This window comes from Burkholderia sp. LK4 (genome assembly GCF_001043615.1).
Classification (GTDB): domain Bacteria; phylum Pseudomonadota; class Gammaproteobacteria; order Burkholderiales; family Burkholderiaceae; genus Burkholderia; species Burkholderia cepacia.
In genome coordinates this window covers 71,448-90,814 of sequence record NZ_LDUL01000002.1, presented here as the reverse complement: position 1 = coordinate 90,814, position 19,367 = coordinate 71,448, and the positions used below count along the sequence as shown (strand labels likewise).

The window sequence follows — 19,367 nt, the reverse complement described above, 5'->3', positions numbered from 1 at the left end:
GGCACGTGAGAGGGATCGAGAAGCCTTCGAGACAAGCGCAGAGGTAACAAGGCCACTCAGTTGAGTTGCCAGGTGTAACGGATGATCTCGAAAGGAGTATTTCGACGGTCTTGATACCAGCCCCAGCCATACAAGTCAGGGCCAGTCCAATTGGAGGGCGAGAGGGAACGAACAACAGCCGCTCAACGTTGAGCGGCAATTTCGTCGCGCAGCCTGCGCAAGGAAGCGGGTCGTGTGGTCGGTTGACGCATGACGATCTCGAAAGGCATCGATTTGTCGAAACCGGTTCGATTCATATGCCGATACGATCGAGGCCCTACCCTCAACCCGAAACACCCGCCCTGCAAGCCGAATGTTCCGGAATCTCGACGACATGGCCCGGCAAGGCCTGCGGCACGCCCGGATAGACATTGAAGTTATCGAGTTTTCGCCCATCCACTTTCGCCGCCTTCACGCGATAGCGAACATTGCCCGTGGCAGTGAGATGTGCGCCCGATGCATCACACGTGACCGACAGTTTCGCGCGTCCGCTCGCCGGCAATTGACGGACAAGTACGCTGAATCCGAGGTTGACGATAATGTTGCCCGCAGTCTTCTGTTCCCCCTCGGTCGACGCCTCGATCACGGGCGTGACGTTGAGCCGATACACCGTCTCCGCTTCAACCGAACGCAACGGCTTCAATACGATGTTCTTCGCTTGCCCGGGCGCGAGACTCAGCTTGAACGGATACGCGTACAGCGACGGCTTGCTCGCATTCACAATCGGCTCGACCTTTTCATCGGCCAACGGTACGCCGGGATTGAGCAGGCGCGACAAGGAAATGTTCACGTACTCGGGACGCATACCGTTATTGACGAGTTGCACGATCGTCGCGTCCTTGTCTATCTCGACCTCTTTCGGCAGCACGTCGATCGCCGCAAGGCTCGACCCGGAAAGGAGCCCGCCTACGACACAGGCCATCGCTCGAAACCTGGCAGTACAAAAACTGGAACTCATATCTGAATATCGATCAATTGGCGTTGGAAGGAAATTGCCGAGACTGCTGTGGAACTCGCTTCACCACTTGCGACTCGGCGGCCCCGATCGGCGGATCAGGGACTCGCCGAACTGTACGCACACCGCCGCCCGCAACAGATGGACCGTTCATCCACTACGACCGGAAACGAATACCCTCACTGCTTGGTGATGATCGGCTCGAAGGTCAAGGACAGGGTGCCCGTGTATGTGCCGACGGTACTCTTGAAATCTCCCGCCGGCGGAAATGCCGAAACGAGAAGCGTGTAGTACCCCCTGGAATCCGCATTCGGTTCAGGCGGGGCCGGGTTCTGGAATTCGACACCCTGATCCACGCTCAACTGCGAAAGCGCGGCGCCTTCGGCGCCCAGGCTGACGGTCGGGGTCCGAAACGCAAGCGTCGGCTTTGCCTGATTCACGATTTGCAGCGGCTGATCCATGCGGACACGAAATCTTCCGGTGGTTGAATCGACGCGCAGCCGTGCCTGCACGTCATACGCCGTTTCCCAGCCACCGAGCTGCTGCATTTCCAGCCCGTTTCCGAACCACCCGCCCTTATCATCGGTCACGATCAGGTTGTTCGCACGCGTAACGCTTGCGGTTACCTTGCTCGTCGTCTTACCGTTAACCAGTATGATCTGAGCAGACGCCAGCACCGGCAACGCCACGAGTCCGATCAGCATCAGCTTAAAAAGTCGCTTTCTCATCTCGCCCCTAGGTTTTTGTAACAATAGTAAACGTCAATATGTCAGAATAATTCCCGACATCGACACTCATCCCAACCGATGTCTTGAAGGTCGGAACAAAACATGTTCTGTTGCCGTTATTTAACGAGACAGGACTACCACTCCCATTTGGAACGGTGAATTTATCAACACCACTATCCAGCGTCACCTTATACGGGATCTTTTGCGCCGCATTGGTGACGTTTTTCAAGAAAAAGGTTCCGCCCGAGGTTCCATTCTCGCCTTTCGCATCAATAACGAACTGACGAGAACTGTTCACACCCGAATAAGTGAAACAGAGTTGTTCAGTCAAACCTGAAAGCGTCTTTTCGCCTTCACCCCGCGGCAATTCGCCGAGATTCCAGTCCGGCGCAGCCACATCGACCGTAATGGCGGCCGGCGGTGGCGGCGGCGGCAAGGTCGGCTCCAGGAGGTCGCACTTGCTGGTGCCCATTTTGCTCAAATAGGCAGCCCCCGTCACTTCGCCGACGTCCGCTTTAGTGGTGTATGCTCCAGCACGAACCCCGATACCCGGCCACTTGGCGATAACCGAGTTATCGATAATGACCTCTACTTCAGCGACGAGGTATGACTGCTTTTTCCAGTCGCCCTTCAAACCATAGTAGATAAAATAGTCATCACCTCTGTATATCTGATCTGACGACACACCATTCAGCGTGATCGACTTTGCAGCCCTGCTGCTTGGCAAGATCTTCCCATTTTCATCATACGTATAAATCAATATCCCACGCGCCGTCCAAATACCCAAACCAATTTTATCAGGGGCCGTCTTGAATTCCATGCTGACATTAATCTTACTCGTTCCATCTCCATTGTTCGTCCACGAGCACGATTTATAGCTCCACAGAACGTCCGATGTGATAAGCGTAAAAGCCTTTGCGCCTTCCGCCACAAACAAAAGAGATAATAGGAGCACGTTGCAACACAATAAACTTAATGCCCGCTGCGTCAACATTCTTCGCATCATGTCGCCTGTATAAAATTTGCTCAATTTAATTTCATCGAGAAGACCGATCTCGCGAATTCGCCGAGAATTCAACCGATACCCGACAACGGCTCACAAACCGGAAAGATCCGCACTGCTATCAACCCGCGTCGCCCCGCTGATAAATCACGACTCCGTAGCCGATGCTGATCGACAGGGGGGCCGCCCGGCTGCCCTGCATATCGTTGGACACCACGATGCGTTCCGTCGGCCGAAAGGTGACTCGCCATACCTGCGTTTGGGGCGGCGTATCGAATTTCTTCATGACCATCTGATATTTCTGCCCCGGCGCGAGCACGAGCCGACTCGGCTGAATCAACAACCCGGGCCGTTCGACCTCCGTCACCGGAACGAGACGCTCCGGGGACTCGCCCGGGTTCGCCACCCAATGCTGTTCGACGTTCAGATATAGCGGCGCATCTCCGACGTTTTCGACGTACAACTCGCCTGCCGGTTTGCCGGGTTCCAGCGTCAGTTCCACACGCGACAACTTCAGGACGCCGGCGGCCATGCTGGATGCGCACGTCAGCGCGGCCAGCAGGGCCACGGCACCACGCAGCCCGGTTTTCATCACGGACATACGAGTTCCGTCGGCTTGTCGTCGACATTCATCGACATGCGCTTCGTCGCAAAATGCTGCGGCGTGCCTGGAAAGACAGCCAATGTCTGCGGCCCCTTGACCTTGTCATAAACGACCTGGGTAAAGAGCTGGCGCACATTCCCCGTGTTTTCCAGCGTCAACCCGCCGCCTTCGCACCGATGCGTCCAGCCCGTCACCTGCTTGCCCGGCGCCGGCATGTGTCGCACCAGCACGCCATACCCGATCGCCACCGACATCGGCGCGGTGATCTTGTCCACCGGCACGTCGTCGACCTTCAGCGATCGGACCGGCAGGATGTAGAGCCGATAGAGTTCCTCCCGCTCCGGTTCCGACAACGACTTCAGGACGATCGACCGTGTCTGGCTCGGGCCGAGCGTCAGCTTGTCGGGGCTGGCCAGCATGCCGGGATGCGCGACATCGCCGAGATCCACCTTCTTCTCCGGTATCGCACCCGGATTCGTCACCTTCTGAACGGTGATGTTCAGGTACAACGGCGCATCGCCCATGTTCTTCACGGTCACGGTCTGTTCGTGTGCGTTGAAGACCTTCGTCGTGGCCGGCATGACCATCAGTTCGCCTTCCGCATGAGCGGATTGGACGACTGCCATCACCAGACCGAACAACAGTGAAAATGGGGTATAACGTTTCATCGCTTTTCCTCTCCGATATTCTCCGGACGTTATTTGCAAAGGAAATTGCTGCCCTTTGCGTCCTTCAGATCGCACGTCAACCGGCGCCCTTCTCCTTCGACGGTAACGATCCCCAGCATCTTCTTGCTGACGATCGAGAACAATCCATTCCGATGCACCGTATCGTCCGTTTCGACAATCTTTCCGCTGACGGGCTGGCCATTTTCATCGATCATGAATCCGCTATAGATCATGTTGATGTCGACCCGCGCCTTGGCCGAATACACTTGCCCCGGATGGGCGCGCATGATGTTTGCCGGCACCTCGATGTTCATGTCGAGATTGTCGCTATTGCCAAACACGCGTGCGAACGGCACATCTCTGTATGCATTGAGCGGCACCGCGTAAGTTCCGTTTCCGGCAACCGGGCTACCTTCGACGCTGAAGCCATACTTCATGCCGTCAATTTTCGGTGTCCTCAGCAGCAATGCGCTTCCGCTCGAACTGTAGCGCCCGAATGCCACGCCATCCTTGCTTGCCGCAACCATGCCGCGGTAGTTGAAGTCGACGTTGCTGCCCGCGTTGCTGGTGCCAAGATTCAGCGATGCGTCGCCACGCGTGCCGGAGCGCGTACCGTAAAGGTTGACGCCATAATTGCTGCCGACCCGGTTGGCCGTGGCGCCAATAGTCGACGTGCCGAAGCTGTCCACGAAGTCCTTCCGGACGTCCCCGCTCAGCTGTGTCTGACCACCCACATGCGCGACATTGACCGTCCCCTGAACCTTGTCCAGGGTCATTGTCGTGTTGAAGTACACGCCATAGCCGCCGCTACCGCTCTGGTAACCGCCTTTCTGCACGCCAAGCGCAAACGTGGCCCACAAGCCGTTCGGACGATAGTTCCAGCGGACTTCCGCCTGATGCGACGGGCCGCCCATCGACTGCATATAGTTGTAGCCGAGCATCACCTTGCGCAGGCTGCGGCTATAGGACACGCTCGTGCTCGGTCGTCCGGTATAGAAGCGCGACACGTCGGTGCTCTGGTAGCGGCTCACCGACAGACTGCCAAGCGCTTCGCTGGCCATCGAGATGTTCACGTAGCCACCGACGCCTCGCTCCCCGGCCAGTAAACCAAGCGTCGGTTGAATATCGATGTCGGCAATCTGCGTCGGGCGCGTGATATTGACTTCCCCCGCCCATTTGCCGCCCTCGCCTGCAAGCGCAGACGCGTTCAGGTAGAACTGCTTGAGGTTCCGGCTCACCCCGGCCTCGAGCAAGTAGCTGCCGCTGCCCATTTCCTTGCCGGCCGTGAAATGCCAGGCATTGCCACCCGTCGCGTTGAAATTCAGGTTGTTGATTTCACGGCGCTCACTGCTCACCACATTACCGTTTCGGTCGACCAGCCGGACCTCGAGCGGATAGTAGCCACCAGGCAAATCGGCAAAACTGATTTCATTGCGTCCGATCGCGGCCGGCCGTTTGAAGATCAGGCGACCGTTGCGATAGAACTCGTAATTCCCTTCGGCCGTCGCATAGAGAATCAGCGAGCCGACATTGTTGTTCACCTGCAAGTTCGCCTGACTGCCGACCGTCACGAACTGATCGAAGCTCGGCGACAGCATCGTGCTGACGGAGCCCGCCGAGTAGTCGATGCTGTTCTGCTTACCCATGCGCACGTAGGTGCTGGCGAAGTTCTTCTGCAGATAGTACGAAGACACGCCGCGGTCGCCACCGCTGTAGCCGCGCGAGCTGGTCTGGTTCGCGTACCAGCTCACATAACCGAAGCTCTGCGACGGCAGCCCGACCCATGTATTGGCGCTGACGTTTGCCGCGCGATACCCATCGGATCCGGCGCGCAAATCGATCGATTGATTGTTGACGATGCCCAGGTTCGTCTGCGGCGCAATGTAGTCCTCTTTCGCATCACGAATCGAGATCGATCGCTTCATTTTGTCGACGGTCACGTGATAACCATCGATCTCCACGTCGCAGCCCTTGCTGCAACGCTTGTAATCCAGTTGTGAAACGACACGCTTGATCGTCGAGACATCCTCCGCCGGAATGCCGTTTTCCTCGAACTTGCTCTCATCGAAAGTCAGTGCGCCATCCGCTTGCGAGAAACCGATGAAGTCGGGCAAAGTACGGCCGTTGAACGTCGCGACATAATTTGCGCTATCGTCCATCTCGGCCGCACCGAACCCTTCCGGCACTCCGTACGAAACCTTAAGCTCTGCGAATGAATGCGACGAAACAAAAAGAAACGCACCCAGCCACAGCTTGTTGAATCGGAAAGGAACTTTATCGGCTAACACGTTTTTCTTATCGAGGAGTTGGACGGATGGACACGCGCTTGCTTCCTGTCACTGCGCTGAAGAGGAAGCCCCCTGATGCGGGGCTTCCCGTCAACCTGGTGAGGTGATTTACGGCGCGGTCGCTGCGGCCGGTTCGAACACCATGATGAGATCGCCGCTGTAGCTGCCGTTGGTGCTCTGGGTGCCAGCTTGCGTCGGCGCATCCACGTTGATCTTCAGGCTGTGGATTTCGTCGAAGCCGCCGTTGCCAGCAACGGTTTGCGTGACCTTCTGGACGCCGGTCGTGATGTCATGGTCGCCCGCCTGGCTGGTCAGCTGGACCTTTGCGTTCTTCATTTCGTAGTGGCCGTTCGACATCTTCAGCGCCGATGCCAGCGAAACGTTGAAATCGGCATTCTTCGTCCACACGCGGACCGGCAGCGTCTTGGAGAACTTCGCCTGGGTGTAATCGGTGGCTTCGAGTTCTTCCGTGCCATACCACGTCGAACCGTCCGGCTTCGACACGAAGATGCCGTCGTTGATTTGCGCGGTCAGCGTGATCTTCTTCGACACGGACTCGGCTTGAGCCGTATGTGCCATGCCGAACAGTGCCGTGGTCATGCCCAGTGCCAGAACGAGTTTGCTGAGTTTCATCTGATGCTCTCTTTTTAACGAGTTTTGAAAATGAAATGCCGTATTGAACCGGCACGCGTTAGGTGGAAGATCATTTCCACTGACGCTATTTTCCAAGAGCACCGCCATACGATGAATAGGACGATTTTTATAAACATTCGAGAAATACTCGTACATGTACGAATATTCTCTTTCGGAAAACTCAAACCGTTGATTGTCAAATCAATCTGACACTTGTGTGTCATCGCATGCTTCATGCAAGCGACAGCACATGCTGGAAATGATTCGGGAAGACACGCTGCAAGCTTTGCCGCACGCGCAAAAGGAAGAGGCGCCCGGTCGACGCGGGCGCTCGACTCACGCGTCGGGGACGGTCAAGTGCGATCTGTCGTTTCGACGGATCGCGCGACGCCTGAGGAGATGACGCCGCTATTCGCGTTGCTTCGGCAGACTCGCCGCTGCGTAGCGTGCATCGATCAGATGTGCTTGCCGGACTCCGCGAATCCCGTTCAGCTCAAGCGCATCAACGCAGCTGCAATCACCGCCCTGCACTCAGGCCACGCCAGTCCAAGTGCATCCGAACCGTCGTGAAGCAACACGCGTTCGGCCTGCGCACAGGCATCCCGCGCCACGGTATCGCAGGCAAGCGCAAATCCGCCCCGCATCGAATGCAACTCGACCTTGATCGATTCGATATCGTTTTTCGGCAGTGCCGCTTCGATCACCGCCAGCGAACGCAGCGTCGCCTCGCGCAATCTCTGCTGCATCTCGTCGGTCACCGCAAGCGGCACGTCATGCGCCGGCGCACGCGCGTCATCACTCACCGCCACCCGCCTCCCGCCGTGCCGCCGCAGCACCGCTTCGAGCGCGCCGATCGACAACGGCTTCAGCACGACCTCCACCGCGCCAGCCCGTTCGCAGCGTCGGCGGTCCTCGTCGGTGGCATGTGCGGTCATCGCGATCACCGGCACTGTCGAACCCTGCTCCCGCAGAAAATTCGCCAGCGCGAACCCGTCCAGCTCGGGCATGCCGAGATCCGTCAGCACGACGTCGAACGGATGCTCGAAAAACGCGCGCATCGCTTCGACGCCGTTGGACACGATCGTCGCATCGTAGTGCAGCGCGTCGAGCTGGTCGTGCAGCAAAGCGCGGCTCGCCGGATGATCCTCGGCGACGAGCACGCGCAACGGTTCTTCTTCGTCGCCGGCCGACGACACATGCGTTTCGGTGTCCGCCGCCGCGTCGAATGCTTCATCGGATTCAGACGTCGCCCCGTACCCACGCACCGCATCCACGAACGCCGGCAGTTCCGGCGTATCGACCCGCCACCCGTGCGGCGCTGCAGTCAGCGGCAACCCGGCAACGAACGTCGAGCCTTCGCCCAGCCGGCTGTCGACGCTCAGTTCACCGCCCATCAACGCAACGATGCGTCGGCACAGCGGCAACCCGAGCCCGGTGCCGCCGAAGCGGCGATAAATCGATGCATCGGCCTGGATATAGACGTCGAACAGCGTCGGCAGGCTGTCCTCGGGAATGCCGACACCCGTGTCGCGAACGACGATCTCAACCCGCTGCCCAGCCTCGCCGCCCGTCGCGAGCCGCGCATCGATCGTCACGCTGCCACGCTTCGTGAACTTGATCGCGTTGCTGACGAGGTTCGACACCAGTTGACGCAGCCGCGTCGGGTCGCCCACGTAGCCGTCGGCCAGCTCCGGCGCAATACAGCATACGAGTTCGAGGTGTTTCGCATCCGCGAGCGGCCGAAACATTGCCGTCACGTCGTTCAGAATCCGGCGCAGATCGAACGGAATATGTTCGAGCACCATCTGGTTCGACTCGGCCTTCGACAGGTCGAGCACGTCGTTGATCACGCGCAGCAACACGTCCGACGACGATGCAACCGTCTTCAGGCGCCGCCGCTCGACCAACGGCAGCGACGCACGCGCCATCAGTTCGAGATTGCCGATGATCGCGTTGAGCGGCGTACGGATCTCGTGGCTCATCGTCGCGAGGAACGTCGATTTCGCCTTGTTCGCCTGCTCGGCCGCCGCGCGCGCATCGCGCAGCGTCGCCTCCACTTCCTTGCGCGCGGTGATGTCGATCAGCGTGCACAGCAGCACGTCGATGCCGCGATACTTGGCGCGCACCATGTGCGCATCGAGATACGCAAAACCGTGTTCCTCGCGCTCGATCGCGAATTCGTGCGTGACGAGCCTGCGCGCACCGCCGTCGCACACCGCGTCGCGATAGACCTGCCACAGCCGCTTGCCGAGCGGCGCGCCCGACACAGCCTTGTCGTACGCGGCCATCGCGTCGTTGCGCACGATCGCGTCGCCGTCGGCGAGCGACAGCAGCGCGAGGCCGGCCGGTGCCGTGCGAATCAGCGTCCGGTTGAGTGCCTCGCTTTCGATCAGGCGCATTGCGCGCCGGTTCGCGGGGCGCAACGCGCGCCGGTCGAACAGCACGATCGCGGTCCACAGCACCGCGATGCCGAACAGCGTCAGCACGCATGTGAAACCGATGCGCGTCGCATTGGCGAGCGCCACGCTTCGCCATGTGTAGCTCTTGATCAGCACGAGGTCGGTGTCGGCCAGGCGATCGCCGAGTACGAACCGGCCGCCGGTGCGATACGGGATAACCGGAATGGGGCTGCGATTCAGGACGCGCTGAAGTGTGTCCCCGACGAGCCTGCCGTCGTGCGGCCGGCCGAACACGATATGCGCGTTCGTGTCGACGAGCACGTTCTCGACGTCGGGCGTCGACGGCGTCATGATCCGGTCGAACTCGGGACGGCCGTTGAGGACGATCCACGCGAACGGCTTTCCGTCCGCATCGCGCAAAAGTTGTGCGAATCGGGTGACGGGCCTGCCAAGCAGCGGATCGTCACGCGTCTCGATGACGATGCCGTCGTCGGCATCCGTCGGCTCGAGCCGGCGCGTCAGCGCTTTCAGGTCGGACGCGGCCAGCCGCGCAGGGGCCCGCGCAACCAGTTCGCCGCCGATCAACATCAGGAAGTCGCTGCGCGCGCCGATCACGTAGGCGGTGAAATTCGGCGCAGCGGCAAGCGGCGACGGCGAGTAGGCGGATTCGCCGAACCGGTAGAGCGTACCGATCGCGTCGGCGCGCGCGCCTGCCCCGTTGCCCGGCGCGACATCGGAAAACACCGCGATTCCGGGTTTTCCGTAGCGATCGGGCCAGCTCAGCCGGCCGCCGTCATCAGTCAGCCGCTGCACGACGTCCGGCGGCACGACGCCGGGAAGCCGGTTGGCCTGCGTCACGTTGTCGACGAGACGCGCCAGCAACACCCGCGACATCTGCACCTCGCCTACCATCTGTGCGGCTTCTTGCTGAAACGTCGAGCGCATTTGCGCAACGTAGTCGCCGATGGCAAGCCGCACGACGAGCAGCGCGCACAGCACGATGAACACGGTCATCGCCGCGCCGCCACCGTACAGCAATGCCTGCTGCTGACGCCGGACCCGGCCCGGATCGAACGGCTTTCGGCCGACGGCGGCAGCCTGCGCGGCAAGCCTTTTCAGTTTTTCAGGCATACGATTCGCTGGGGTTTCGCTTTCGTCGGACAAGCGCCGGCATGCGTCCGGGCTCGCATCCGCTCGCCTCGCGTGCGACCGTCACACGTCGAACCCGCGAGCCGGAACGGCATCGGCGCCGCGCCAGGCGCGCGCCACGTCCGCCCGCGGCCCGCGCCGAGCCGTGTGCTCACGTCAATCACGCGCGTCCGGGCCGCCCGGATCCTGCACGTCGCCTTCGTCCGCATACCGGATCAGGTCCGCGTCGCGAACGATCCCCAGCTTCTTCATCGCGCTCGACTTCTGGGAACTGATGGTCTGCTTGCTGCGATGCAGCTGCGTGGCGATCTCGCCCACCGTGTAGCCGGCGCCGAAGAGCCGGACCACCTCGATCTCGCGCGTCGTCAGCGCGCGCGCGACGGGCATCGCATCGCCATCCTGAAGCAGTTGCTTCACGAACGGCGACATGTAGTTCGCGCCGACATAGGCCGCGTGCACGGCGCCGATCAGGTGCGACAGCGCATCCGACTTGCTGAGGATGCAGTGCACGCCCTGCTTCTGGATCGCGCGCAGCACGCTCGGGTTGTCGATCATCGTGATCGTCACGATACGCAGCGCGGGGTAACGACGCTGCAGGAACGACAGCAGCACGAGGCCATCGCCGTACTTGCCGCCTGGCATCACGTAGTCGAGCACGAGCACGTCGCTCGGCTGCGCATCGAGCGCCGTGACCAGATCCGTCGAGTTCGAAACGGCGCCCACCAGCTTGATCGTGCTGTTGCCTTGCATCGCCTGCGACATCCCGAGCGCCGACGCCGGATGATCATCCGCCACCATCACGCGCACTGAAAATTCGTCCATGCTCCTGTTTCTCCCCGAGGCTTCCCGTCACGCATCCGGCGCACGACGCAACGCTCGCATCCTCGCGCCGTCGGCCGATCGTCAGCTACATACGGCCGCCGGACAATAGTGACCTAATTTTAAGATAAATCCGGCCGCGGTTGCCGGTCGGGCGGTCGATGCATCGCGCATCCTGCGCGCCAACTGGCGAACGGGCTGCGATGGCCGCGTCGCGCAGTTTGAGGGATCGAACACGCGTCACCGGGGAAATCGGCTACGCGGCGCGCCCGTACGTGCCAGAGGCGGCACCTGCAAGCGGCTGGCCCGTGCGGGTCCTCACCGCCTGCCGCCATCATACGGAGGGCGTCTCGGCGGACGGGCGCGGGGAGATCCCGCTACGTACCGCCCCGCCACCACGCACTATCGGTGCACCGACTCGCCGGGTTCGTCATGCCGCGCACCTTCCTGGCGCATTTTCCAATCGTTGATCGCGCGCCGTCTCTGAGTCGGCGACATCAGCAGATACTCGTTCATTATCGTCAGAAATTCCTTGCGCGACCGCTCGGACAGCGCCGCGAATTCGATCAGCAATGCGAATATCTTCCCCAGGTGACGCATGGTCTTCCCCTCCAGTGTGATTTGAAATGTGCACTGCGACCGGCGCAGGCACTCTGCCTCTGTTATGTCGGACATGCGTTGCTGGATTCCGTGTTGCCGGTTACTTGCCATGCAGTGCCACCTCGCGATCGACCGGCCCGCTCGTCACGTTTTCGGGCGCAGCACCACCCCGCTGCCACACGGATGCAAGCGCACCGCGCAGGTGCGCGAGCGTCACGGGTTTCGTCAGGACGCGCCGCACGCCTGCCGACAGGTAGCGGCGCATGCCATCGGGCGACACGTGCGACGTGATGACCAGTACGTCGCACGCGGCACCTTGGTCGCGCGCGGCTTCCGCCAGCTCGTGCGCACGCAGATCGGGAAGATCGGCGCCGATCAGCAGCACGTCCCAGTCGCCGCCGGCCAGCGATTCGAGCACCGCGCGCCCGGACCCGACCTCGGCCACCGTGCAGCCGAGTGCATGCAGTTGCTCGCGGAAAATCGACCCGTCGACGGCTTCGTCGCGAGCGACCAGCACGCGCGGCGCACGAGCGATGGAGGGCTGTGGCCGCGTCATCCCGGCGCGCCGCCGGCCGGGCATGGCGACAAGCGCAAGTTCGCCACCGGATGAAGCGGCAATCGCGCTTTCACCGCGACACGACGCGCAACACGACAGCGCGGCGCGCAGGCCGCCGAGCGAATAACTCGATACGCGCACCGTGCCGCTTGCGCGGTGCGGTTCGAGCGGGCCATCGCGCGTGGCGAGGATCAGGGGCGCACAGCCGCGCAGGTTGCCCAGTTCGGCGTGCGACCAGGTGTCGGGATCGCCGAGCAGCACGACCGGGCCTGCCAGATCGCCCGGCAGGCTCGACAGGGTGTCGTACACGTCGACGTCGAACCCCCATGCATGCAGGTGCGGCAACGCGAATTCGCGCCATTCGCGATGCGCGGCAACGAGCGTCAGCGCACATGCATGCGCGCGCACGCCGTGCGGCCGGCCGAGCATCGCGACTTTCGTGCCGAGCGGCAGACGGATCGTGAAGCGACTGCCGACACCCGGCTCGCTCTCCACGCCGATGCTGCCGCCCATCGCCGCGACGAGGCGGTCGCACAGCGCGAGCCCGAGCCCCGTGCCGCCATAGCGCCGCGTGATCGACGTATCGACCTGCGTGAACGCCTTGAACAGCTTGCGCCGATGCTCGTCGGCAATGCCGATGCCGGTATCCTCGACCGCGACCGACAGCACCGGCGCGCCGTGGCCGTCCGCAACGACGGCCACGCGCACCGTCACGCGGCCCGTGCTCGTAAACTTGATCGCGTTGTTCAGCAGGTTGCCGAGCACCTGCGCGAATCGCGTCGGATCACCGCGCACCCGCTGCGTATCGGCCGCGTCGATTTCGCAGAACAGCTGCAGGCCCTTCGCCTTCGCGATCGGCGCGAACGCGCTCAGCTCGCGTGCGACCGTCGCGATCACGTCGAACTCGATCGACTCGACCTGCATCGCGCCGGCCTCGATCTTCGAGAAATCGAGAATGTCGTTGACGAGCGCGAGCAGGCTCGTCGCCGACGTGCGCAACGTGCCGATGCGGCCGTGCTGGACCGCATCGAGCGCCGAGCGTTCGAGCAGTTCGAGGTTGCCGAGGATCACGTTCAGCGGCGTGCGGATCTCGTGGCTCGTCGCCGCGAGGAACGACGATTTCGCGGCATTGGCCGAATCGGCCGCGCGCACGGCCTCTTCGAGCTTCTGCATCAGCTGGTGCTTCGCGGTGGTATCGGTGACCGCGGCGATCAGCACGTCCGCGCCCTGATAGCGTGCGCCGCACGCGATGAATTCGAGATGCAGGTGCGCGGCTTCGCCGCTGCCGATCACGAGATCGTCGTGCAGCACACGGCCCGCGCCACCGCTCGCGACGTGCGCCTGCCACGCGGTGGCGATCTGGTTCGACAGCTCGCGATGATCGCCGCCGTTGCGGGCGACCATCTCCCTGAGCGCGGGACTCGCCAGCATGCAGCGCCCGTCGTCGCGCGCGATCAGCCCAAGGCCGATCGGCGCCATCTCGATCACGCTGCGGCACAGCGCCTCGCTGTCGAACACGCGCTGCGAGCGCGCATAGAGCGGCGCGAATTCGCGCCGGTGAAAGCGCAGCAGCAACACCCACATGACGGTGAGTGTCAGCAGCGTCGCCGCCGCCAGCGTGCCCGCCGAATGCGCGACGCCGGCCGCAACGTCGGCCCACGACAACGCATACGTGAACGTCCAGCCCGTCGATTCGAGCTTGCCGTGAAACATCAGGAAGCCGTCGCGGAACACCGGCGAACCCGACGGGCCGCCGCCACGCCACCGGGCCAGTTCCAGCAGGCGCGCCGCGCGGCCGGCGTCGCCCACGGCGGGATCCATCGCGACGAGCCGGCCGTCGGCCGTCGCGATGGTGAACACGCCGTCGGGCCGATAGTCGGCCAGCCATGACAGCAGGTACTCGGGCGGATATTCGGTGACGAGCACGGCAAACGTTTTACCGTTGTCGTGCGCTTCGGCCGCGATCCGGATGCGCGGCTGCCCCGACACGGGATCGATGAAGGGCGCGAGCCAGCGCACGTGCGGACGGCTATCGACGACACCCGGATACGCGCGCTCGAAATCGATGCGCAGCGCGTCCAGCACGCGTGCGCGATCGTCAGGCGACACCAGCGCGGGATCGTCGCGGTTCCGGTTCGGCACCAGCCCGAACATGCCCGTGCGCGTGCTGTAGTGGTAGCCCTCCAGCGTGCGCCCGCGATTGATCGAGCTCGCCGCGCAGATGCGCGCCAGCAGCACCGACAGCGACAGGTAGCGCGCCACCTCGATGCGATCGCCGGTCTGCCCCGGCACGCCGAGCACGAGCGACGGATGCGGCCGGATCGCGACGCGCTGGTCGTCGCCGAAGAAGGCATCGACGACCGATTCCGGCGCGCTATCGGCCTCGCGCCAGATCAGCTGCGCATTCGCGACGCCGTTGCGGAACGAGGTTTCGCTCACCTGGATCTCGTTGAGCGTCTGCTCCAGCCCGTTCAGGTAATTGCGCCGCTCGCCCTCAACATGCCCCGAGACGATCGCCGTCATCCCGAGACCGCATGCGATCAGGACCAGGATGGTAACGACGATGCCGCCACCGAACACCGAGATGCTCAGATAGCGGCGGAGGGATTGAAGCGGACTCTGCGGCATGACGCGCGACGAGGGTCGCGCCCTCGAACGATGCCGATTCGAAGTGCGACGCCTGGCCGGAATTCACCATGGAAAAGATGGAATGAATTCCGACGATGCCAAACGGGTATGGGAGCGTCCACCCCAAATGAACTGTTTCGTACACGTCAAATTCTATTGAGCAGATATTTAGAACTTGACCGAAATTCGATGCGGGAAAAAGCGGCGTTAGGACGCATCCCAGCTGCACGTCGGAACATGCGACGCGCAACCGGGAGGAAGATGAGGCGAGGAAAAAGGCGGGGGCGGGCCATCAAGCGGCATACCCCCACGGAAGCGCCGCTCAGGCGGCGAGGCACTTCGGCGGCCGTCGAACGACGGCAGGTCAGTTCTGCGTGAGCGGGTTGAGCGTCGTGCACAGGAACCCCGTGCAGTTCGCCGGCTTGAAATAGAACGACGCCATCACCGGCGTGGGGGCGCCGAGCGCGAGATCGCTCAGATACGCGGTACCCTGCGCGCCGAACGTGTTCGACTGCTGGACGAAGCTGGCGCCGCTCGACTGGATCGCGGCCGACTGGTACGTGAAGGTCGGCGACTGCGTCTGGTCCTTCACGTAGACCCACGAGATCGTGCTGCCGAACACCATCGCGCCCTTCGCGCGATAACCCTTCGCACCTTCGCTGTTGGCCTGCGCGATGAAGTCGCTAACGCTCGTCGTCGGCGTGAGCGCATCGTACGTGTAGGTTGCGCTCGACGCGTTGTTCTTCATGTACACGTTCGACTGCACCGAGCCGATCACCATCGGGCCCAGGAACCAGTAGCCCGACTGGCCCTGGCCGTTCGCCTGCGTGAGGAACGCGTTCGGGTCGGCCGGCAGGCCGGTCGTCGTATACGTATAGGTGGCCGACGAACCGCCATCCTTGCGATACAGGTAGCCGTACGTGAGCGGCCCTTCGTAGCGATAGCCGTTCGTGCCCTGCGTGTTGGCCTGGTTGAGGAAGGTCGTCCAGTCGCCCGGCGCGGATTGCAACTGGTACGTGTAGGTCTGCACGGTGCCGTCGTTCACGAAGATCGAGCGCGAGCCGCCGTCGGACGGGGCGTAGTAGTAGTCGCCCAGGTAGCGGTAGCCCTTCGCGCCTTCGCTGTTGAGCAGCGTCAGGAAGCTCGCCTGGTCCGCCGCGGTCGGCTGCGCGTCGTAGCGCAGCGTCAGCGTGCCGCTGCCTGAGCCGCCGGAGCCGCCCGACCCACCCGAGCCGCCGCTACCGCCGCTTCCCGTTCCGCCGGAACCCGTCCCACCGGTGCCGCCGTTGTTGCTCGTGCCCGATCCGCCGCCGGACGACGCAGGTGATGAATTGTCGTCGCCGCCGCAGGCGGTCAGCGCGAGACAGGTCAATGCGATCAATGCAACGGCTTTCATCGGAATCACCTCGAAACGAACGGGACACACAGGACGAACGAAGCCGGCGCGCGCGGCTCACGCCGCACGCACGGACGATTGCGAAGCGGAAACCGGCCGGCGGCGCACCGCCGGCCCTGGACGTCAGTTGACCTGGAGCTGGCCACCGCGGCCGAGGCCGCCCTTGACGTCCTGCGCCTTGTAGCTGCGCAGTGCGACGACCATCTTGTTGTACGCGTCGATGAACGCGACGACGGTCGCCTTGCCTTCCGGCGTCGACGAGAAGCCCGCGAGCGCACCGCCCACGCCGCCGCCGAAGCCGCCCAGCGCGGCACCGTAGTTGGTCGCCGTCGAGCTGCCTTCCGATGCCGCGATCTGCACGGCCGAGCGCACGTCGAACAGCGTCAGCGTGACGACCGATGCCTTCGTCTGCAGGTGGCCGGCCACCGCCGCCACCGCGCTGTTGCCGATCAGCCCGCCGATCATGCTGCCGATGCCGCCGATCGGCGAATCGTTGATGACGATCTGCGGTTCCATGTAGTAGTCGGCCGCGACACGCTGGCCCTTCTGCTGCTTCGAGCCCGCGCGGTATTCGCCCGAGTTGCGCTGCAGCTGCGTGATGCGCGACAGGCGCGCGTCGCTCTTCTGGTTGCCGATCGACGTGATCACGAAGCAGTTCGACTGCTGGACGGCCAGGCGCAGCAGCGGGTCGATCGTCGTCATCTTGGTCGCGCTGCCGAACGGGCCCCACCAGTCGGCATTGCGGCCGTCGTCGACGGCGATCGTGCCGAGCGGCGACGCGCAGCGCTGCAGCCCCGTGTCGGCGCCGGCGCTCGTGCCGCCCGCGGCGGCACCGGTCACGCCCGCGTTCTGACCGCCGGGCGTCACGACGCCGCCGCAGCCCGCCACGGACGCGCAAAGCGCTGCAACCAGCGCACCTTGAGTGAGACGTTGGGAAAGGTTGGTCTTCATGTCGTTGTCGATCGATTAGAGTCGTTGTTCGGCTTATGTGTTCGTGCGAACTTCGATAAGCCCCCCGGCTGGCGCGCGATGGTGGTCTCCCCGCTGCTGCCCCCGTTGCTTCAGGCCCGGTCAGTAGTACCAGTACGTCTGCTGCCAGACGCCGTAGTACGGATAGCCCGAGTACCAGTAGCCGTAATAGACGTCACGCCATTGCGTGCGCCATTTCCAGTCTTCTTCGTCTTCCTTCTTGGCCTTGCGTGCAAGGTCGAGCAGCTTCTTCGACTCCTTGTCGCCGCGGGCGGCTGCGATCGACAGCCACTTCTCCGCTTCGCGCGCATCGGAGCCCATTTCCTCGAGGCCGAACAGGTAGAAACTGCCGAGCGCCTTCTGCGCCTGCAGGTCGCCACGCTCCGCGGCCTCGCGCATCCACTTGAGGGCCTGGTAGCTGTCCTGGCGCACGCCGTCGCCGCGGAAATAGCGCAGGCCGAGGTCGTAGGCGGCCTTCGGCTGGGTCTTCGCGGTCTGCTTCAGCGCGGCGATGCGCGGATCTTCCCGGTCTTCCGAATCGTCCTTTTTCTGATAGGACACCTGATCTTTAGGACGGTCAGAACAGCCTGTGTCGTCGCAGATCCGCACCGTGTTGCCAGTGACGGACGGATCCTGCGCGCACGCGGCCAATAGCAACAGCAGCCCCGGTGCGAGTAGACGGCGGAACATTGGTACTTTCCTCAAGTTTTATTGGCGCCGCAATTCTTCGAGCTTTTCACCCCCGTGAGCTCGCACCCGGCGGCGCGCGGCGCAACGGATACAATCCGTCGACGCCGACACGCACTCCAAGGCTCTCTCAGGTTCTCTCTTCGAATCGTTCAGTCACCGCTTCATTGTTGTCGCTTTTCGTTGTACCGGCTGTTGCCGGCTGCGATCTCCAAACATGACGCGACAAACAAAGGTGACGTGGTGAGCAATAATAATGGAGAAAAATAGCATGTCAAGGTGATTCGCTTTTTCAAAGTTTGCGTGTCACGTCAGTTTTGATATGCTCTCCCTCGCCAAAAACCCCTGGAGACCCCATCGAGATGTCCAACAGCGAGCAGGCCAACGTCGATCTGATCACCGCCAACAAGGTGCGCGACCTACTGAACCGGAACGGCATTCCGCCGCGAAGTCACAACACGACGATCGCGAACGTGCTCGGCCTCAGCTTCTCTGTCGTCACCCGCAAGATGAAGGGCATGATCCCGTGGAACCTGTCGCAATTGCAGGACATCGCGACGCATTTCGGCGTGCCGCCAGCGATCCTGCTCGACGACAAGGGCACGCAGCCGGCCGCCGCCGAGATGATCGACGCGACGCTCGTGATCGAGTCGCGGCGCTTTCGCTGCCGCGCCGCGATCTCGACCAAGGCCAGCAGCCAGATCGAGACGGACTTCGTCGCGCTGCAGTGGCAGGGCGAGTGGCTCATCACCGAGCGTCAGCACGCGCGCGAGGGCCGCACGTATCCGGTCGACGTGATCGAGCTGCGCTCGACCCAGCCGAACGTGTATGCGGCGCGGATCGCCGTGGTCGACGATTCGCAGGACGTCGCCGAAACCATCTGTGAATATTTCATCGAAAAAGGCGTGAACGCGATTCCGTACTTCGACGGCGCATCGTTCCGCAAGGCACTCGAAGTGGAGGATTTCGACGGCTACATCCTCGACTGGATGCTCGGCGACCAGACCGCCGCCGAACTCGTGCGCGGCATCCGCTCGAGCGAGAACAGCGGCGCGCCGATCTTCCTGCTGACCGGCAAGATCTCGACCGGTGAAGCGAGCGAAGACGAAATCGCGCACATCGTGTCGCACTACAACGCGCGCTGCGAGGAAAAGCCGGTGCGCCTGCCGATCCTGTTCGCCGAAGTGGCGCGCGAACTGAAAATCACGCTGCCGGCCGCGGCCGCCGCGAACTGAGACCAGAAACA

At 62.6% G+C, this 19,367-nt stretch carries 15 protein-coding genes; 1 reads left to right on the top strand and 14 read right to left on the bottom strand.

The annotated features are described in order from the left end of the window. Nucleotides 1-322: 322 nt before the first annotated feature. The 14 genes from VK92_RS00490 to VK92_RS00430 all read right to left on the bottom strand — a co-directional run bounded on the left by VK92_RS00490 (nt 323) and on the right by VK92_RS00430 (nt 18,124). Nucleotides 323-997, bottom strand: a complete 675-nt coding sequence (locus VK92_RS00490) for a hypothetical protein (RefSeq protein ID WP_048021469.1) — start codon at nt 995-997, stop codon at nt 323-325. A 176-nt stretch (nt 998-1,173) separates the two neighbouring features. After that, entirely contained in the window at nt 1,174-1,722 is a 549-nt protein-coding gene (locus tag VK92_RS00485; protein ID WP_048021467.1) for a hypothetical protein, read from the bottom strand. Nucleotides 1,723-1,729: 7 nt separating this feature from the next. Continuing rightward, nucleotides 1,730-2,752 (bottom strand): hypothetical protein, encoded by a 1,023-nt coding sequence (locus tag VK92_RS41400; protein WP_131723275.1) that lies wholly within the window; start codon nt 2,750-2,752, stop codon nt 1,730-1,732. A 94-nt stretch (nt 2,753-2,846) separates the two neighbouring features. Further along, nucleotides 2,847-3,326 carry a hypothetical protein gene (locus tag VK92_RS00480; RefSeq protein ID WP_048021465.1) on the bottom strand — a complete coding sequence of 160 codons (480 nt, stop codon included), beginning with the start codon at nt 3,324-3,326 and terminating at the stop codon, nt 2,847-2,849. After that, the gene (locus VK92_RS00475; RefSeq protein ID WP_156187216.1) at nt 3,317-3,997 is read right to left on the bottom strand and encodes a pilus assembly protein; all 681 of its coding nucleotides are present in this window, start codon (nt 3,995-3,997) and stop codon (nt 3,317-3,319) included. Before VK92_RS00475 ends, VK92_RS00480 begins: the two co-directional genes overlap by 10 nt. 29 nt (nt 3,998-4,026) lie before the next feature. Next, entirely contained in the window at nt 4,027-6,156 is a 2,130-nt protein-coding gene (locus VK92_RS00470) for a TcfC E-set like domain-containing protein (protein WP_048021569.1), read from the bottom strand. A 237-nt stretch (nt 6,157-6,393) separates the two neighbouring features. Beyond that, the gene (locus VK92_RS00465) at nt 6,394-7,074 is read right to left on the bottom strand and encodes a CS1 type fimbrial major subunit (protein WP_331457504.1); all 681 of its coding nucleotides are present in this window, start codon (nt 7,072-7,074) and stop codon (nt 6,394-6,396) included. A 332-nt stretch (nt 7,075-7,406) separates the two neighbouring features. Beyond that, nucleotides 7,407-10,448, bottom strand: coding sequence for an ATP-binding protein (locus VK92_RS00460; protein WP_048021460.1), 3,042 nt, complete (start codon nt 10,446-10,448; stop codon nt 7,407-7,409). A 174-nt stretch (nt 10,449-10,622) separates the two neighbouring features. Further along, nucleotides 10,623-11,288 (bottom strand): response regulator, encoded by a 666-nt coding sequence (locus tag VK92_RS00455; protein ID WP_048021458.1) that lies wholly within the window; start codon nt 11,286-11,288, stop codon nt 10,623-10,625. A 399-nt stretch (nt 11,289-11,687) separates the two neighbouring features. Beyond that, the gene (locus VK92_RS00450) at nt 11,688-11,885 is read right to left on the bottom strand and encodes a hypothetical protein (protein ID WP_021160564.1); all 198 of its coding nucleotides are present in this window, start codon (nt 11,883-11,885) and stop codon (nt 11,688-11,690) included. Nucleotides 11,886-11,985: 100 nt separating this feature from the next. Next, entirely contained in the window at nt 11,986-15,069 is a 3,084-nt protein-coding gene (locus tag VK92_RS00445) for a hybrid sensor histidine kinase/response regulator (RefSeq protein ID WP_048021457.1), read from the bottom strand. Nucleotides 15,070-15,433: 364 nt separating this feature from the next. Then, a complete protein-coding gene (locus VK92_RS00440) occupies nt 15,434-16,465 on the bottom strand; it encodes a hypothetical protein (protein WP_048021456.1) in 1,032 nt (343 codons plus the stop codon). Between the two features lie 123 nt (nt 16,466-16,588). Beyond that, nucleotides 16,589-17,416 carry a hypothetical protein gene (locus tag VK92_RS00435; protein ID WP_021160568.1) on the bottom strand — a complete coding sequence of 276 codons (828 nt, stop codon included), beginning with the start codon at nt 17,414-17,416 and terminating at the stop codon, nt 16,589-16,591. A gap of 120 nt (nt 17,417-17,536) precedes the next feature. Next, nucleotides 17,537-18,124 (bottom strand): tetratricopeptide repeat protein, encoded by a 588-nt coding sequence (locus tag VK92_RS00430; RefSeq protein WP_021160569.1) that lies wholly within the window; start codon nt 18,122-18,124, stop codon nt 17,537-17,539. A gap of 359 nt (nt 18,125-18,483) precedes the next feature. Here VK92_RS00430 and VK92_RS00425 point away from each other — a divergent pair, with 359 nt between their 5' ends. Then, nucleotides 18,484-19,356, top strand: a complete 873-nt coding sequence (locus VK92_RS00425; protein WP_021160570.1) for a response regulator — start codon at nt 18,484-18,486, stop codon at nt 19,354-19,356. Nucleotides 19,357-19,367 lie beyond the last annotated feature (11 nt).

What these genes read in the sequence shown, in the direction of transcription:
- VK92_RS00490 (WP_048021469.1), bottom strand. Translation starts at nt 997, where the DNA reads ATGAGTTCCAGTTTTTGTACTGCCAGGTTTCGAGCGATGGCCTGTGTC.
- VK92_RS00485 (WP_048021467.1), bottom strand. Translation starts at nt 1,722, where the DNA reads ATGAGAAAGCGACTTTTTAAGCTGATGCTGATCGGACTCGTGGCGTTG.
- VK92_RS00480 (WP_048021465.1), bottom strand. Translation starts at nt 3,326, where the DNA reads ATGTCCGTGATGAAAACCGGGCTGCGTGGTGCCGTGGCCCTGCTGGCC.
- VK92_RS00475 (WP_156187216.1), bottom strand. Translation starts at nt 3,997, where the DNA reads ATGAAACGTTATACCCCATTTTCACTGTTGTTCGGTCTGGTGATGGCA.
- VK92_RS00470 (WP_048021569.1), bottom strand. Translation starts at nt 6,156, where the DNA reads ATGGACGATAGCGCAAATTATGTCGCGACGTTCAACGGCCGTACTTTG.
- VK92_RS00465 (WP_331457504.1), bottom strand. Translation starts at nt 7,074, where the DNA reads ATGTACGAGTATTTCTCGAATGTTTATAAAAATCGTCCTATTCATCGT.
- VK92_RS00460 (WP_048021460.1), bottom strand. Translation starts at nt 10,448, where the DNA reads ATGCCTGAAAAACTGAAAAGGCTTGCCGCGCAGGCTGCCGCCGTCGGC.
- VK92_RS00455 (WP_048021458.1), bottom strand. Translation starts at nt 11,288, where the DNA reads ATGGACGAATTTTCAGTGCGCGTGATGGTGGCGGATGATCATCCGGCG.
- VK92_RS00450 (WP_021160564.1), bottom strand. Translation starts at nt 11,885, where the DNA reads ATGCGTCACCTGGGGAAGATATTCGCATTGCTGATCGAATTCGCGGCG.
- VK92_RS00445 (WP_048021457.1), bottom strand. Translation starts at nt 15,069, where the DNA reads ATGCCGCAGAGTCCGCTTCAATCCCTCCGCCGCTATCTGAGCATCTCG.
- VK92_RS00440 (WP_048021456.1), bottom strand. Translation starts at nt 16,465, where the DNA reads ATGAAAGCCGTTGCATTGATCGCATTGACCTGTCTCGCGCTGACCGCC.
- VK92_RS00435 (WP_021160568.1), bottom strand. Translation starts at nt 17,416, where the DNA reads ATGAAGACCAACCTTTCCCAACGTCTCACTCAAGGTGCGCTGGTTGCA.
- VK92_RS00430 (WP_021160569.1), bottom strand. Translation starts at nt 18,124, where the DNA reads ATGTTCCGCCGTCTACTCGCACCGGGGCTGCTGTTGCTATTGGCCGCG.
- VK92_RS00425 (WP_021160570.1), top strand. Translation starts at nt 18,484, where the DNA reads ATGTCCAACAGCGAGCAGGCCAACGTCGATCTGATCACCGCCAACAAG.